General features: G+C 64.4%; 12 protein-coding genes, 1 tRNA gene and 1 pseudogene. 11 read left to right on the top strand and 3 right to left on the bottom strand.

The window, feature by feature from the left end:
• Nucleotides 1-94 precede the first annotated feature (94 nt).
• The 3 genes from WBP07_RS07090 (at nucleotide 95) to WBP07_RS07080 (ending at nucleotide 3,267) form a co-directional block, all read left to right on the top strand.
• A complete protein-coding gene (locus WBP07_RS07090) occupies nucleotides 95-1,240 on the top strand; it encodes an acyl-CoA dehydrogenase family protein (protein WP_395395113.1) in 1,146 nt (381 codons plus the stop codon).
• On the top strand, nucleotides 1,240-2,157 hold the full coding sequence (locus WBP07_RS07085; RefSeq protein ID WP_395395112.1) for an acyl-CoA dehydrogenase family protein: 918 nt from the start codon (nucleotides 1,240-1,242) through the stop codon (nucleotides 2,155-2,157). The genes WBP07_RS07090 and WBP07_RS07085 overlap by 1 nt, the downstream gene beginning before the upstream one ends.
• Nucleotides 2,158-2,463: 306 nt before the next feature.
• On the top strand, nucleotides 2,464-3,267 hold the full coding sequence (locus WBP07_RS07080; protein ID WP_395395111.1) for an SDR family NAD(P)-dependent oxidoreductase: 804 nt from the start codon (nucleotides 2,464-2,466) through the stop codon (nucleotides 3,265-3,267).
• Between the two features lie 104 nt (nucleotides 3,268-3,371).
• On the opposite strand, the gene WBP07_RS07075 is transcribed toward WBP07_RS07080, so the two are convergent.
• The 3 genes from WBP07_RS07075 to WBP07_RS07065 all read right to left on the bottom strand — a co-directional run bounded on the left by WBP07_RS07075 (nucleotide 3,372) and on the right by WBP07_RS07065 (nucleotide 5,262).
• Nucleotides 3,372-3,899, bottom strand: a complete 528-nt coding sequence (locus WBP07_RS07075) for a nuclear transport factor 2 family protein (protein WP_395395110.1) — start codon at nucleotides 3,897-3,899, stop codon at nucleotides 3,372-3,374.
• A 26-nt stretch (nucleotides 3,900-3,925) separates the two neighbouring features.
• Complete coding sequence (locus WBP07_RS07070; RefSeq protein WP_395395109.1) at nucleotides 3,926-4,738, bottom strand: SDR family NAD(P)-dependent oxidoreductase; 813 nt, start codon at nucleotides 4,736-4,738, stop codon at nucleotides 3,926-3,928.
• Nucleotides 4,739-4,827: 89 nt separating this feature from the next.
• Nucleotides 4,828-5,262 carry a hypothetical protein gene (locus tag WBP07_RS07065; protein ID WP_395395108.1) on the bottom strand — a complete coding sequence of 145 codons (435 nt, stop codon included), beginning with the start codon at nucleotides 5,260-5,262 and terminating at the stop codon, nucleotides 4,828-4,830.
• Between the two features lie 106 nt (nucleotides 5,263-5,368).
• On the opposite strand from WBP07_RS07065, the gene efp reads away from it, so the two are divergent.
• From efp to prsK, 8 genes and pseudogenes are all read left to right on the top strand, one after another.
• Nucleotides 5,369-5,932, top strand: coding sequence for an elongation factor P (gene efp, locus WBP07_RS07060; RefSeq protein WP_395395106.1), 564 nt, complete (start codon nucleotides 5,369-5,371; stop codon nucleotides 5,930-5,932).
• On the top strand, nucleotides 5,932-6,369 hold the full coding sequence (locus tag WBP07_RS07055) for a hypothetical protein (RefSeq protein WP_395395105.1): 438 nt from the start codon (nucleotides 5,932-5,934) through the stop codon (nucleotides 6,367-6,369). Before efp ends, WBP07_RS07055 begins: the two co-directional genes overlap by 1 nt.
• 79 nt (nucleotides 6,370-6,448) lie before the next feature.
• Nucleotides 6,449-7,268 (top strand): annotated as a pseudogene (locus tag WBP07_RS07050) (inositol monophosphatase family protein).
• An 82-nt stretch (nucleotides 7,269-7,350) separates the two neighbouring features.
• Nucleotides 7,351-7,434 (top strand) — tRNA-Leu (locus WBP07_RS07045).
• Between the two features lie 582 nt (nucleotides 7,435-8,016).
• Nucleotides 8,017-9,834 (top strand): tetratricopeptide repeat protein, encoded by a 1,818-nt coding sequence (locus WBP07_RS07040; RefSeq protein WP_395395104.1) that lies wholly within the window; start codon nucleotides 8,017-8,019, stop codon nucleotides 9,832-9,834.
• 65 nt (nucleotides 9,835-9,899) lie between these two features.
• Nucleotides 9,900-11,234 carry an amidohydrolase gene (locus WBP07_RS07035; protein WP_395395103.1) on the top strand — a complete coding sequence of 445 codons (1,335 nt, stop codon included), beginning with the start codon at nucleotides 9,900-9,902 and terminating at the stop codon, nucleotides 11,232-11,234.
• A gap of 208 nt (nucleotides 11,235-11,442) precedes the next feature.
• Nucleotides 11,443-12,828 carry a TIGR03013 family XrtA/PEP-CTERM system glycosyltransferase gene (locus WBP07_RS07030; protein WP_395395102.1) on the top strand — a complete coding sequence of 462 codons (1,386 nt, stop codon included), beginning with the start codon at nucleotides 11,443-11,445 and terminating at the stop codon, nucleotides 12,826-12,828.
• Complete coding sequence (prsK, locus tag WBP07_RS07025; RefSeq protein WP_395395101.1) at nucleotides 12,828-14,945, top strand: XrtA/PEP-CTERM system histidine kinase PrsK; 2,118 nt, start codon at nucleotides 12,828-12,830, stop codon at nucleotides 14,943-14,945. Before WBP07_RS07030 ends, prsK begins: the two co-directional genes overlap by 1 nt.

The raw sequence follows: 14,945 nt of genomic DNA, 5'->3' as shown, positions 1-14,945 counted from the left end.
GGAGGGAGGCGGTTTTCGCCGGGGCGTTGGCCCTGTGCTTGTGGGCGCATGGCCTGCTGGGTAACGCCGGAGGAAAGCAAAGACGAAGGATGCCATGCAGTTCGAATGGACCGAGGAACAGGATGCGTTCCGGCACAAGATCCGGGACTTCCTGCATGCCAACCTGCCGGAAGACTGGGAAAAGTTTTCCGAACACGGCCCCGCTTCGCCCGCGCTGACGGCTTTTGCGCGCACGTTCTGCGTGAAGCTGGCCGAAGTGGGCCTGCTGTTCCCGCACTGGCCGAAGGAAATGGGCGGTGAGGGGCTGGGCCCGTGGGAGCAGCAGATCCTTTCCGAAGAGATGTGGATCGCCGGCGAACCGCGCGGCGGCCAATACATGAACGTCAACTGGATCGGCCCCACGCTGGAGAAGTACGGCACGCCTGAGCAGAAGGCACGCTATCTGGAGCCGATCACCCGCGGGGAATCGCTGTGGTGCCAGGGCTTTTCGGAGCCGGACGCCGGGTCTGACCTTGCCTCCTTGCGTACCCGCGCGGTTCTGAAAGACGGTCAGTACGTTATCAACGGCCAGAAGATCTGGACCTCCTACGCTGGCTTGGCCGATACCTGCTTCCTGCTCACCCGCACCAGTGACGATCGCAAGAAGGGCATCACCATCGTCCTCGTGCCGATGGACACGCCGGGCATCACCGTGCGGCAGATCCCCTCGCTGATCGGCGAGGGCGACATTCACGAGGTCTTCTTTGACGATGTGACAGTGCCCGAAAGCGCCCGCTTCGGTGAGGAAGGGCAGGCCTGGGAGATCGTCGCCTATTCGCTGCGCAACGAACGCCTCGGCATCCCGCGCTTCACCTTGGCCCGTGCCGCGCTGGACCGGGCGGTCTCGATGTTGAAGGAGCGCGGCGATTTCAGCCGCGAATACGTGCGCATCGAAGCGGCCCGCTGCGCGGCACTTTGCGAGGCGGCGGGCACGGCCAACTATGCCGTGGTCCAGAAGCGCGTGGATGGCCTTGCCATCGGCGCCGAGTCCAGTTCCGCGCGCTACGCCACGGTCATGGCGGAACGCGCCGTCTGCGAATTCGTGGTGGAGTTCCTGCCCGAAGCGCTCGCGGGCAAGTCGCCCTATCTCAAGATGCACCACCAGCGCGGCATCGTCGCTGGTGTCGCCGCCGGGTCGGCCGAGATCCAGCTCAACATTATCGCCAGCGACGTGCTGGAACTGCCTCGGGAGCCGCGCTGATGCAGCTTGCCCTGAATGAAGACCAGACGCAGGTGCTCGATTTCGTCGAAGCGCTTGCCCGGCCTTTCGCCGCCGCGCCGCTGCACGATGCGGGGCTGGCGCTGGAAAGCGACGAACTTGACGCCGCGCTGGTGGAGAACGGCTTCCTCGATGTTATGGCGGTTGAGGAGCTTGGCCCCGTCACGGCCGCTCTGGTGGTCGAGAAACTGGCGCGTCTGCCGTTCGCGGTGGAGGCTGCAGCGTCCGCTCTGGTGCGTCCGCTGATCGATCCGGAACTGCCGCGCCCGCTTTGTCTGGTGGAGGAAGGGCGGACTTCGGCGCCGCTGCGCTTCCTGCGGCCCGGTGCGACGGTGGTTGTCGTCGGCGCTTCCAGCGTGCGCAGCTTTACCGCCAGCGAGGACCTGATCGCGCCGGCGCAAGAGGATACGCTCTATGGCTATCCGGTGGCGCTCCTCACCGGCTTGCCCGAGGCGATGACCGCGCATGATGTCGATCCGGCCGAAGTGACGCGGGCTTGGCGCGTGGCCATGGCCGCGGAAGCGGCGGGCCTGCTGGGCGCGGCGCTGGCGAGCGTGGTGACCTATGTGTCGGAGCGCAAGCAGTTCGGCCGCCCGCTGGCGACGTTCCAGGCGATGCGGCACCGGCTGGCCGAGGCGCAAGTGGTGACCAACACGGCCTACTGGCTCGCCATGCGGGCGGCGGCGAGCGAGGATCGGGGCGATGCGGCGATGGCGCTGCTCCACGCACAGGAAGCGGCAAAGCGGGTCTGCTACGATTACCACCAGTTCCTTGGCGGCATGGGCATGACGCTGGAGCATCCGCTGCACTTGTGGACCTATCGCCTCAAGCTGCTGACGTCGGAACTCGGCGGGCGTGGGGCTCAGGGGCTGGCTGCAGCCGAGGCGTTCTGGGGATAGCAGCAGGATAGCTGGCTGAACCCCGCCAATATATCCCACCAATATATCAGACCCGTCGCCCCCGCGAAGGCGGGAATCCCGCTTGTTCTTTGCGATCTTGCGCAAGGGAACAGAAAGAAAGCGGGGTCCCCGCCTACGCGGGGACGACGGAAGTGTGGGCACTCCGCCTTTAGCCGATCGCCCCCTCAACCACTCCCCGCGCGATGGCGTAAGCGCGCTCGCGATATCGCGCCGCAGCCTGTCGCGGGCCGAGCGAGGGCGTGCAAAAATCCCTGCCAACACAGACATGGACGAGTGAGAGCAAGGATGCAGGGAAGCGATCTTATCGATCTGGGCGGGCAAGTGGCGATTGTCACCGGTGCCGGGCAGAATGCCGGCCGGGCGACCGCGTTGGAACTGGCGCGGCACAACGCGGGCGGCATCGCCGTGAACGATTTCGTGGCCGAGCGCGCCGAGGCGGTTGCCGCCGAAATTCGCGCGATGGGCGTACCGGCCATGGCCGCGCCTTTCGATGTAACCGATCTGGAAGCGGCCAAGGCGGCCAATGTCGCGATCACGGCGGAACTGGGCGCGGCCACGGTGCTAATCAACAACGCCGGGATGGCAGGGCCTGGAGGCACGATCCGGCCCTCCCAGAACTTCTGGGAGGAAGATCCGTCCAACTGGCAGCGTTACCTCGGCACAAATCTCTATGGCGTCTACAACTGCTGCTTCGCCTTCATCCCGAACATGGTCGAGGCGAAGCGGGGGCGGATCGTTACCATCGTTTCGGATTCGGGCCGCGTGGGCGAGCCGAAGCTGGCGGTCTATGCCTCTGCCAAGGCGGGGGCGCAGGGTTTTGTGCGCTCGATCGCGAAGGAACTGGGGCGCTACAACGTTACCTGTAACGCGGTATCCCTCTCGTCGCTGATGCCGGACATGTCCGAGGAAAAGCTGGCCGAAATGATGCAGAGCGATCACGCGCGCAACCAGATGGCCCGCTATACCATCCGCCGCTACGGCAAGTCCGAAGATGTGGCCGCGCTGGTGACCTTCCTTTGCTCCAACGCGGCGGAATGGATCACGGGGCAGACCTATCCCCTCAACGGAGGCTACGCACCTTCCGCATGATGGTACGGGCAGGCGATTGACGAAACCGGCCGAGTATCGGGTTCTCCCTATAGCGTAGAACCCGATACCGCCGTGCAGCCTGAACGAGCAGCCGGCAGAACGAGTTACCCTCTTGCTCCGCGTGCGAACAGTCGTTGAGCGCAGACTGTGTAGCTGGGATCCAGCGCGCCCTGACCCAGCGTGCCGCCGCCGTCGAAGGGGCGGCGCAGCTTGAAATCGTATGTGACGACGCGCTTGGAAAAGCGCCATTTGCCATCGGCGCAGCGGCGGTAGTTGTCGATATAGCGAACCGCCATGAAGTCTTCCTGCTGCCCGCCCTCGCGCGTGGGGATCAGGTGCCAGGCGAGCGCGTAGACTTCGCCGCTGGCGCTATCGCCGTCCACCGCGATCAGGTGGTTGCACACGTGATGGCCCGAATAGGGCATGTAGGGAAACGAGCCTTCGATGAACTTGCAGTAGTCGTCCGCCGAACCGTCGAACGAATCGCCGTGGGTGTCGGTCGCGTCCTCGGTGTAAAGATCGCGCAGCAGGTCGATGTCCTGCCGGTCGATCGCGCGCGAATAGAGCAGCACCAGATCGCGGATCGCGTCCTTGTCCAGCAGTTCGCCCAATGCCTTTTCGTTCATGGCCATGTTCTCTCCTCCCGGGATATTTGCGCTTAGAGCAGTGCTCCGCCGTCCACCGGATAGACCTGCCCGGTGATGAAGCTGGCGCGTTCACCGGCAAGGAAGGCCACCATTCCGGCCATTTCCTCCGGCATGGCGAAAGGCCGGCCGACGAACGTGCGGCGCTGCCGGATCGCCCGGTCTTCCTCGGCCACGCTGGCGGTTCCACGGCTGAACAGGCCGGATTCGGGATGGAAGCGGCTGCCGGAGCTGAACGCGGCAGGATCGCGTGATATCGTCGCATAGGGGGCAATGGCGTTTACGCGAATACCGTGCTGGCCCAGTTCCTTCGCCAGAACTACAGTGAAGCTGTGCACCGCGCCCTTGGCGGCCGAATAGACCGCCAACTGGTAATCGCCGACCAGCGCCGCCGTAGACCCTACATTGACCACGGCACCGCCCTTGCGGGCGATCATGCCCGGCAGCACGGCATGTGTCATGCGCAGAAGAGTGCCGAAATTCAGGTCGATATCGGCCATCCACGTGGCCGGATCGGAATCGGCGAAGAAGCCCTGGCCCACATTGCCGCCGACATTGTTCACCAGCACCTCGACCGGGCCGAGTGCTTCGGCGGCTTCCAGAATGCTTGGCGGCGCCGAAGGATTGGTCAGGTCAGCGGCAACGAACCGGGCTTCGGGTGCGCCTGCTTTCAGGCAATCGTCCACCAGGCGGGCACCGGCTTCGGCATCGCGGCCGACCAGCACGGTTTTCGCTCCTTCGGCGGCCAGTTCGAGCGCGATGGCGCGGCCGATATTGGCAGTCGCGCCGGTGACGATCGCCAACTTGCCTGCAAGCCCGAGGTCCATTGCCCGCTCTCCCGCAAATGATTTTGCCGGAGGGCTAGTGCGGAACGCAGGTCAGGGCAAACCGCCGGAGCGATCAGCCGTGCGAAGCGTCAATCCTCGGTATCGATGCTGGAACTGTCCTGCATCCGCTGCCGGCGCGAGGTGAGCACGCAGCGCGTCTCGCTATCCTTGCCGTCTTCTCCCACCACGCGCAGGAACCCGGGGGAGATACGATGCAGGCGCAAGCCTTTCAGCCCGCCGCCGGTCATCACCACATTGTCCCCGGTCAGCAGATAGCTGCCACGCACGCCGTCCACGCCCTTGTAGCTGGAATAGATCACCACCTGGAAATCCAGCGTGGGAACCGGCGTGCCGATCGGCCCACCGGCATCGCCATCCTTTTCGCAGGAATAGCGGCCCAGCGACAGGGTGCTCAGCGTACCGCCGGGCACCGGCGGCGGCGGGGCCTTCGCACCAAGCGGCAAAGCCGGCGTTACCAGCGCAAGGAACAGTGCGGACGCGAAAGCGGGAAGGGCGCGATTCATGACCAATGCGCTAGCATTGGCGCGAAGCAATTGCCACAGTCCGCGTCCTCGGCTAAGGGCGCATGCTTTCCGTTCACCGGCTCTTTCCCATCTTAAGGTTTACCCCATGAAGATCAGCGGCGTCGACATTCGTCCCGGCAATATTCTCGAATACGAAAAGGGCATCTGGAAAGTTGCCAAGACGCAGCACACTCAGCCGGGCAAGGGCGGCGCCTTCATGCAGGTCGAAATGAAGAACCTGATCGATGGCCGCAAGACCAACGTACGCTTCCGCAGCGCCGACACGGTCGAGAAGGTTCGCCTCGACACCAAGGACTTCCAGTTCCTTTACGCCGAGAGCGACCAACTGGTGTTCATGGACATCGAAACCTACGAACAGATCCAGCTTCCCGCCGATCTGCTCGGCGATGCCGCGGCCTTCCTGCAGGACGGCATGCAGGTCCTGCTGGAAATGTGGGAAGAGCGCCCGATCTCGGTTGAACTTCCCGAGCAGGTCGAAGCCACCATCGTCGAAGCCGACGCCGTGGTGAAGGGGCAGACCGCCTCGTCCAGCTACAAGCCGGCCATGCTCGACAACGGCGTGCGCGTGATGGTTCCGCCGCACATCGAAAGCGGCACCCGCATCGTCGTCGACGTCTACGAGCGCGCTTACGTGCGCAAGGCAGACTGATGCGCCGGGCGGTCGTTTCCGCGCTGGCGATCGGCTCGCTGGCGTTCGGCGTCTCGCCGGCGCTGGCCGCGGCCAAGCCGGCTGCGAAGCCGGCCGCCAAGCCTGCGGCCGCTCCGGCGGCTGCGGCAGGCAAGCCCGCACCGCCGCCTGAGGTGCAGCACGCGCTGCTGTACCTCAAGGTGCTGATCTCCGGTCTCCAGTCCGAACAGGTCGAGGAACCGGTGAAGGGCGTGCTGGTGGGCTGCCTCTACAACAATTCGCTTTCCCGGATCAGCACGGCGATGGACAAGGTCATCGCCGACAATCCGGACAAGGTTCACCGCGACAAGCCTGAGGAAGTGCTGCGCGCGATGGTGGCGATCTGCAATCACAGCGATCAGAAGCCCGCTACAGGTGCCGCCCAGCCGGCGCCCGCGCAAACGCCTCAGGGTCGCTGACCCGGCTGGCCCCGTTTGCGGGGCCGCCCCAGACAAGTAAACATCGGCCGGTCAATCCCGGCCCACGAAGGACTAAGGTATTATGGCCATCTCCGGTCTCATTCGCGTGATGGAAAAGGCGGCTCGCAAGGCGGGCAACCGTCTGCGTCGCGACTTCGGCGAAATCGAGCATCTGCAGGTCTCGCGCAAGGGGCCGGCGGACTTCGTTTCGAAGGCCGACCAGGGCATCCGAACGCACGATCTGGGACGAACTGCGCGCTGCGCGTCCGGATTGGGGCTTCCTGTTCGAGGAAGCGGGCGAGATCGCGGGTGAGCCGGACAAGCCGCGCTTCATCGTCGATCCGCTGGACGGCACGACCAACTTCCTCCACGGCATTCCGCACTTCGCGATCTCGATCGCGGTTCAGGAACCGCGCCTGGACGGCAAGGGCTGGGGCGAAGTGACCGCCGGGCTGATCTACAACCCGGTGACCGACGAAAGCTACTGGGCCGAGAAGAGCCGCGGCGCCTGGCTGCACGACAAGCGCCTGCGCGTTTCCTCGCGCCGCCACATGGACGAGAGCGTGATCGCCACCGGCATTCCGTTCGCCGGCCATGGCGATGCCGGTCAGTGGACCCGCATCTATCACGCACTGGCGCCGCAGGTTGCCGGTATCCGTCGCTTCGGTTCGGCTGCGCTCGACCTCGCATGGGTGGCTGCCGGCCGTTACGAAGGCTTCTGGGAAGCGGACCTCAAGCCGTGGGATACGGCAGCTGGCTGCCTTCTGGTGCGTGAAGCCGGTGGATTCGTTTCCGACTGGAAGGGCCGTTCGCAGCCGATCTGCGACACGGAAATCCTGGCTGGCAACGATGTTCTCCACTCCCGTCTGCATAAGTTGCTGGTAACCGCACTTAAGTGACTTGAGCATAAGCGCCGGCGCGGCTAAGCGAGACGCGCCGGAGCCGTCCGCCATTGTGCGGCGGCAATGCACGCGAGAGTGTGCCCCTGTGGCGGAATGGTAGACGCGAACGACTCAAAATCGTTTGTAGCAATACGTGCCCGTTCGAGTCGGGCCAGGGGCACCACGCGTTTCTTTGCATAGGCAGTTACTTGTTAGCTGCTTATGCGCCGTCGACATGTGACGGCTTGTTCCGCCAAACCATTGTACCATCGGCGTTTCGCCGGATGCGTTGCCCGGTTTAACGGTTAAACACTGCCAACCTTTCCCGAATTACGGCATCACGGCCTAGTCGCTCGATGCGTCGATGTTTCCCTGTTGCGGACCTTGCCGGCCAAGGCTGTCTTCCTCCGGGTCCGCGATAAGCATTCGCGTCGAGAATTGCTGGAATCCGGCCCGTTTCACGAGTGCCGAGATGGACCGGGCGCGTGCGGCTTCCCCTACTGCCGCCGATCGGTTTCCGGCATTTCCCGCAAGCCCGGCCACACCGTCCCCCGAGGGCGGCGATGGCCCCTTCGGGTCGCAAAATGGGCGCGAGTGATAGCTCCGCCCCGTCACGCCGGTACGCTCCGGGGGGAGCGTGCCGGCGTGAATTGCCCGCACCTATAGCGCGGGCCGGCAGGAAACCGCGCTCGATTGCATGCAACGGGCGGCGAGTGCGTTTGCCAAGTCTCTCTTTCCGGACTATTTTGTTCGTGAAGGGAATGACATGGAACGTAGCGCCTCCGAATTCCAGGACGCCCTTTCCCGCGTCATCGATTCCGCTACTTTCCGTTCTTCGCCGCGCCTTGCGGAACTTCTCACACATCTTGTTCAACAGACTGTCGCCGGTCATGCGGATCGTTTGAAAGGCTACGCAATTGCGCTCGATGTCTTCGGGCGCGACGAAGATTTCGATGCCTCTTCGGATTCGATCGTGCGCGTGCAGATGACGCGGCTGCGCAAGGCCTTGATCGAGCACTATGCGGGCCAGGGGCAGGACGATCCGCTTCGCATCGTCATTCCGCGCGGTTCCTATGTCCCCTCGCTGGAGGATGCCCCGGTTCGCGCGCCAACTCCGGTGGCCGCCGATGTGGTGGCGCCCGCTGTGCCTGCTGGTGTATCGGCCGCACCGGAAGCGGGCGATGGTGCCGATGGCCCGGTGTCATCGATAGCACCGCCGCCCAGCGCCGGTGATCCGGCACCTTTGGGCGAGCCTCCGCCGGAGGAAATGCTTCATTCCACCAGCGCGCTGAACCTGCGCCGCAGGGCATGGGTCCTGCTGGCGGTGCTGGCGTTGGCGGCGGCGCTGTTGATCGTCTATTGGCCGGACGACGATCGAGACACCGCGATCGCCCGCGCCGGAGAGATGCCGCAGGGCCCCACCGTCTTCGTCATGCCCTATGCCTTGAGCGGGGCGACGCCGCAGATCGAGCAAGTGCGGGACGGTATCCAGTACAATCTGGTCAATTACCTCTCGCAGTTGCCGAATCTCGCAGTGATCGGTCTGGAAGAGGGCGGGATTTCACCGGCTGTAGAGAGGCAGGCGAAAGCCGCACCGAAGGGCAGCACGTTCGTCCTGCAGGGCTCCATCGTGGCGTCCGGAGATCACTTTCGGGTCAATTCCAGCCTGGTCCGGATCCCCGGGGGTGTCGTGGTCTGGTCGGAGAACAGCGACCTTCTGGCTTATGACCCCACGCATATCCTGCAGCTACAGTCCGATATCGCGCTGGGCGTCGCTTCGCGGCTGGGCCAACCCTATGGCGTGATTCACGAGACGATGCGCCAGTCGCTGGAAAACCATCGAAACCTGTCGATGGACCATTATTATTGCGAATTGCGCGCTTTCGAGTTCATGCGGAACAAGGCGCCGGGAACGCTCGGCCCGGTGCAGGATTGCCTCCGCCGCGCGGTCTACGACAAGCCCAATTATTCAGACGGCTGGGCGCTGCTTTCGTGGCTCTACACGTATCAGGCCATTGCGGAGGGCACAGGGAATTCGCCGGCCGCGCTGGACGCCGCGAACCGGGCGGTGGCGGCAAATGCGACCAATGCGCTGGGCTACCAATACCTGGCGATCGCGCGTTTTCATGCAGGCGACTTCGACGCTGCGCGCGAAGCGATCGGCAAGGCGTTGGAGATCAGCCCGAACAATTCCGAAATCCTGGCCGAAGCAAGCCGCATGCTGGGCGCGCTGGGAGAACACGATACTGCCCCCGCGCTGGCCGAAAAGGCAATCCGCCTCAATCCCGGTCATCCGGCGTGGTACTGGTCCGGGCTGGTGATCGATGCGCTCTATCGGGAGGATGGTCCGCAGGCGGTCCATTATGCCCGCCTCAATGCAGAGGATCGCGGCCTGATTCCGCGCTATCTGCTGGCGTCCGCCTATGCGCTGGACGGGCAGGTGCCGGCAGCGCGCAAAGTGCTCGATCAGGCGGCGCGGGACTTTCCGCGGGTGGCACGCGACCGGCGGCAACTCATTCGGGAACTGCATATGCCGGATTTCGTTTCCGGCCCGCTTGAAGCGAATGGCCTGCTGGGTCCGTGAAGTCCCCGTATCGGTTGGGAAAAGCCGGCTTGTCGGCCGGGGCGCCACGCCATAGGCTCCATGCCATGAAAGCCATCGCCACTCCCGCCGCCGTGCTCGGCCTGTTCGCCCTTTCTTCCACCGCATCGGCCGCCACGCCGCAGGAGACGGTCTCGGCTGCCATCTCCGGCGACGTGCCGGGGCTGATGACGATCTACCGCGACTTGCATTCCCATCCCGAGCTTTCGATGCAGGAAGTGCGCAGCGCTGCCATTCTGGCCAAGGCCGCGCGGGAGGCCGGTTTCACGGTTACGGAGAAAGTCGGCGGCACGGGCGTCGTGGCCGTTCTGAAGAATGGCGCCGGGCCTACGGTGCTGATCCGTGCGGACATGGATGGGTTGCCGGTGGTCGAGCAGACCGGCCTGCCGTTCGCCTCCAAACAGCGCGGCACGTCCACTGCGGGCGTGGAAAGCGGCATCATGCACGCCTGCGGGCACGATACGCACATGACGGCGTGGATCGAGACGGCACGGCTGATGGCAGCGCACAAGGGCGACTGGTCGGGCACCCTCGTGATGATCGGGCAGCCGGCCGAGGAGACCGGGGAGGGCGCGCTGGCGATGCTGAAGGACGGGCTCTATTCGCGCTTTCCGAAGCCCGACTACACACTGGCTTTCCACGATTCCGCCGATCTTCCGGCCGGGCAGGTAGGCGCGGCAGTGGGTTGGGCCTTGGCCAATGTCGACAGCGTCGACATCGATGTGAAGGGCATCGGCGGGCACGGCGCCTACCCGCAGACAACAAAGGATCCCATCGTCCTGGCCAGTGCCATCGTCATGAAGTTGCAGACGCTCGCCAGCCGGGAGACCAATCCGCTGGATCCGGTAGTGGTCACAGTCGGTTCGTTCCATTCGGGCGCCAAGCACAACGTCATTTCCGACGATGCGAAGCTCCAGCTTACCGTGCGTAGCTATTCCGACGAGACGCGGACGCATCTTCTCGACGGCATCCGCCGCATCGCGCGGGGGGAGGCGATCGCCTCAGGCCTGTCGGACGATCTCCTGCCGGTTGTCACCGTGAAGGAGCCGCACACCCGCGCTACCTGGAACTCGCCGGAATTCACGCAGGCGGCGGTGGCCGATCTGAAGGGCAAGCTGGGCGATGCCAATGTCGTGGTGACACCCTCAGTCATGGGTGGGGAGGATTTCGGCGAATTCCGCCGCGCGGATGAGGATCACATCCAGTCCGTGATCTTCTGGGTCGGCGGTGTCGATCCAGCGAAGCTGGCGGCGGCAAAGTCTGGTGGAGCATCATTGCCGTCGCTGCACAGCCCGTTCTGGGCGCCGGTGGCGGAAAAGGTGATCGCATCGGGCAGCGAGGCGATCACGCTGACCGCCATGCGGTTGATGCCGCGCACCTGACGGGGCGAGGAGGGGCGATGGTATCGCCCCTTCCTGCTGCCGATAACCTGTAAATGGCGCCGACAGTCCGGCGTGTCACAGAGTGGATTGTCCTGAAAACAGGGGCGTTGTACGGTAAACGCTCTTGTCAGATTTACCGACAGTTTACCCATTTTTCCTAGACTGGGCCAAGGCCGCACCCGGCCCGCAAGATGGCGCCCCCGCGACGATGATTCGCCTTTTCAAACACTACATACCCCACGCGGTCGTGCTGCTCTGGCTCGTCGACGTGGTGCTCCTGGCCGCAGCCAACGAGGTTTCCTGGCGGCTGCGCGCAGAGCAGATCGGCATGGAAGCGGGCGATCTGGCGGGACGAATCGGCGTTCATGCGGCGTTTTCGGCGGTGATCGTGCTCGCGATGATCGCGGTCGGCGTTTACGGGGCGGACGCCTTGCGATCGATGCGATTTGCCGCCGCGCGCTTGCTGGTGGCGGTGTCGCTGGGGATCATCGCGCTGTCCTTCGTCGATTTCCTCGTCGCCGGACAGCACTTCTGGCGTTCGACGCTGGCCTATTCGATGGCGCTGGCGATCGTGCTGCTGATGGCCAATCGCCTGGTGCTCGGCGGGTTTCTTGGAACCTCCGCTTTCCGCCGCCGGGTACTTGTGCTGGGCGCGGGCCATCGGGCCCAGCGCCTGCGCGACCTTGCCGAACGGCCGGAGAGCGGCTTCGGGATCGTCGGCTACATCGGCATGAGCGAGGCGGCGCCCGTGGTGGAGGAGGCGATATCGCGCAATGCGATCCACGATCTGACGCGCTTCGTCACCAACCTTGGCGTGAGCGAGGTTGTGCTGGCGTTGGAGGAGCGGCGCAATGCCTTGCCGCTGAAGGATCTTCTGCGGATCAAGACCACCGGCGTTCACGTCAACGAATTTTCCAGTTTCCTCGAACGCGAAACCGGGCGTGTCGATCTCGATACCGTCAATCCCAGTTGGCTGATCTTTTCCGACGGCTTTTCGTCGGGCCGGATGGTGTCGAGCGTGGCCAAGCGCCTTTTCGATATCTGCGCCAGCGCGCTGCTGCTGGTGCTGACTGCGCCGGTAATCCTGCTGTTCGCGCTGATCGTGAAGATCGACAGCCGCGGGCCGGCCTTTTACCGCCAGTCGCGCGTCGGCCTGTTCGGTGAGCCGTTCGATGTCGTCAAGCTGCGCTCGATGCGCATCGATGCCGAAGCTGCGGGCGCGCAGTGGGCGGAAAAGGACGATCCGCGCATCACCCGTGTCGGGCGTTTCATTCGAAAGGTGCGGATCGATGAACTTCCGCAAGCATGGAGCGTGCTGAAGGGGGAGATGAGCTTCGTCGGCCCGCGTCCGGAACGGCCGCAATTCGTCGCCGATCTGGAAGAGCAACTGCGCTACTATGCCGAACGGCACATGGTGAAACCCGGCATCACCGGCTGGGCACAGATCAATTATCCCTATGGCGCCTCGATCGAGGATTCGCGGCACAAGCTGGAATACGATCTCTACTACGCCAAGAACTACACGCCTTTCCTGGACTTCCTCATCATTCTCCAGACGCTGCGAGTGGTCCTGTGGAGCGAGGGGGCACGGTGATGGAAGGACAGGCCGCCATTCTGTGGTCCAGCGTCGGCACGGCGCTCAACCTTGCCGGCGCGATTGCCGTTGCCAGCCTTGCCTTCTGGCTCTGGCCGCGGCGCGGGCGCTTCGCCCGGGCGGGCGTGCCGATCGTGGCTGCCCTGTTTCTGACTGCCATATGGGCGGTGGCCTCCGTCGCATCCGGCAATGTGCTGATCGGCTCGTTCGCGGAAAGCGCGCGCAATCTTGGCTGGCTCATGGCGGTCTACGCCTTGTTCGCCAGCGACGGCCGGCACGCCAGCCTGGCACCGATCCGTCCGGTGATCTACGCGTTGGTCTTCGTCGAGTTGCTGCATCTGGCCGTCAATCTTGGCCTGTCCCGCTTCGGCTTCGATCCGCACATGTTGCGGGAGGCTTTCGACTTCACGGTGATGTTCCGCCTGCTGGTGGCGATCGGCGGGCTGGTACTGGTTCACAACCTTTACGCCGGTGCGCCGCGAGACGTGCGGAGCGCCTTGCGCTGGCCGGCGGCCGGGCTGGCGGTGCTTTGGGCCTTCGACCTCAATCTTTACACGATCGCCTATCTTGGCAGCGTCTGGCCGGTGGAGATCGGCGCATTGCGGGGAATAGCCACGCTGGCGCTGGCGGCCTGCTTCGCGATCGGCGGTTCGCGCAATCGTGACGAACTGCGCCTGCGTCCTTCGCGGGCCGTGACATTCCAGACGTTTTCGCTGCTGGTGATCGGCTTCTATCTGGTCGCGATGGTCGCGGTGGCTCAGTGGCTGGCCTATGCCGGTGGCGATTTCGCGCGGCTGATCGAATTGGCCTTCCTCACGCTTGCAAGCGCTTTCGCGCTGGTCGTGCTGCCGTCGCGCCGGGTGCGGGGCTGGCTGAAAGTGACGATGACCAAGCACTTCTTCCAGCATCGCTACGACTATCGCGAGGAATGGCTGCGCTTCACCCGCACCATCGGCAGCGGCGGCGAGCAGGCGCTGCCGCTGGGCGAGCGCGTGGTCCAGTCGGTGGCGGACGTCACCGGCAGTTCGGCAGGGCTTTTGCTGACGCCGGGCGATCAGGGCGACTTGACCCTGGCCGCGCGCTGGAACTGGCGGGATATCGAGGTTCCGGCCACGGCCTACCCATTGCGAGCGCTGACGCCGTTCGAGAGCAACGCCTTCATCGCCGATCTTGACGAACAGCGCGCCGGCGTGATGGCGGCGGGTTACGAAGTGGAAGTGCCTGCGTGGCTTCTGGCCGAGCAGCGGGCATGGGCCCTGGTGCCACTGGTCCACTACGAGCGGCTTGTGGGCATGGTCGTGCTGGCCCGACCGCAGCTTTCGCGCAAGTTCGATTGGGAGGATTTCGACCTGCTGCGCGTGATCGGGCAGCAGTTAGCGAGCTATCTTGCCGAGAATTCCAGCCAGGAAGCGCTGGCGGAATCGAGCCGGTTCGAGGATTTCCATCGCCGCATCGCCTTCGTGATGCACGACATCAAGAACCTTGCGAGCCAGTTCAGCCTGCTGGCGCGCAACGCCGAACTTCATGCCGACAAGCCCGAGTTCCGGGCGGACATGCTGGTGACGCTGCGCAACTCGTCCGACAAGCTCAACGCGTTGCTGGCGCGCCTCTCACGCTATGGGAATGGTGCGGTGGACAAGCTGGAGCCGGTTCCCGCCAGCGACGTGGCGCGCGGGGTGATCGACCGGTTCCACGGCAACCCGCAAGTGGTGCTGGCAGAGACGCTGGACGTCATGGTCACCGCCAATCGCCACTCGCTGGAGCAGGTGCTTGTACACCTTCTTCAGAACGCGCTCGACGCCAGTGCGGCGGACAGTCCGGTGTTCCTCTCGCTGGTAAGCGACGGTCTGAACGCACGGTTCGAAGTGCTTGATTCCGGTTGCGGCATGTCGGCCGAATTCGTGCGCAATCGCCTGTTCAAGCCGTTCGTTTCCACCAAGAGCGGTGGTTTCGGCATCGGCGCCTTCGAAGCGCGCGAGCTGGTGCGGGCGATGCGCGGCCGGCTCGAAGTGGAATCGCGCGAAGGGCTGGGATCGCGCTTTATCGTGCGCATCCCGCTCGCCGCTGCCACCGATTTTTACCAGACACTTGCCGCCAAGGATCAGAAAGTAGCCTGA

Origin of the sequence: Novosphingobium oxfordense (genome assembly GCF_044029435.1) — a bacterium.
Classification (GTDB): domain Bacteria; phylum Pseudomonadota; class Alphaproteobacteria; order Sphingomonadales; family Sphingomonadaceae; genus Novosphingobium.
This window is presented reverse-complemented; position numbering and strand designations above follow the sequence as displayed.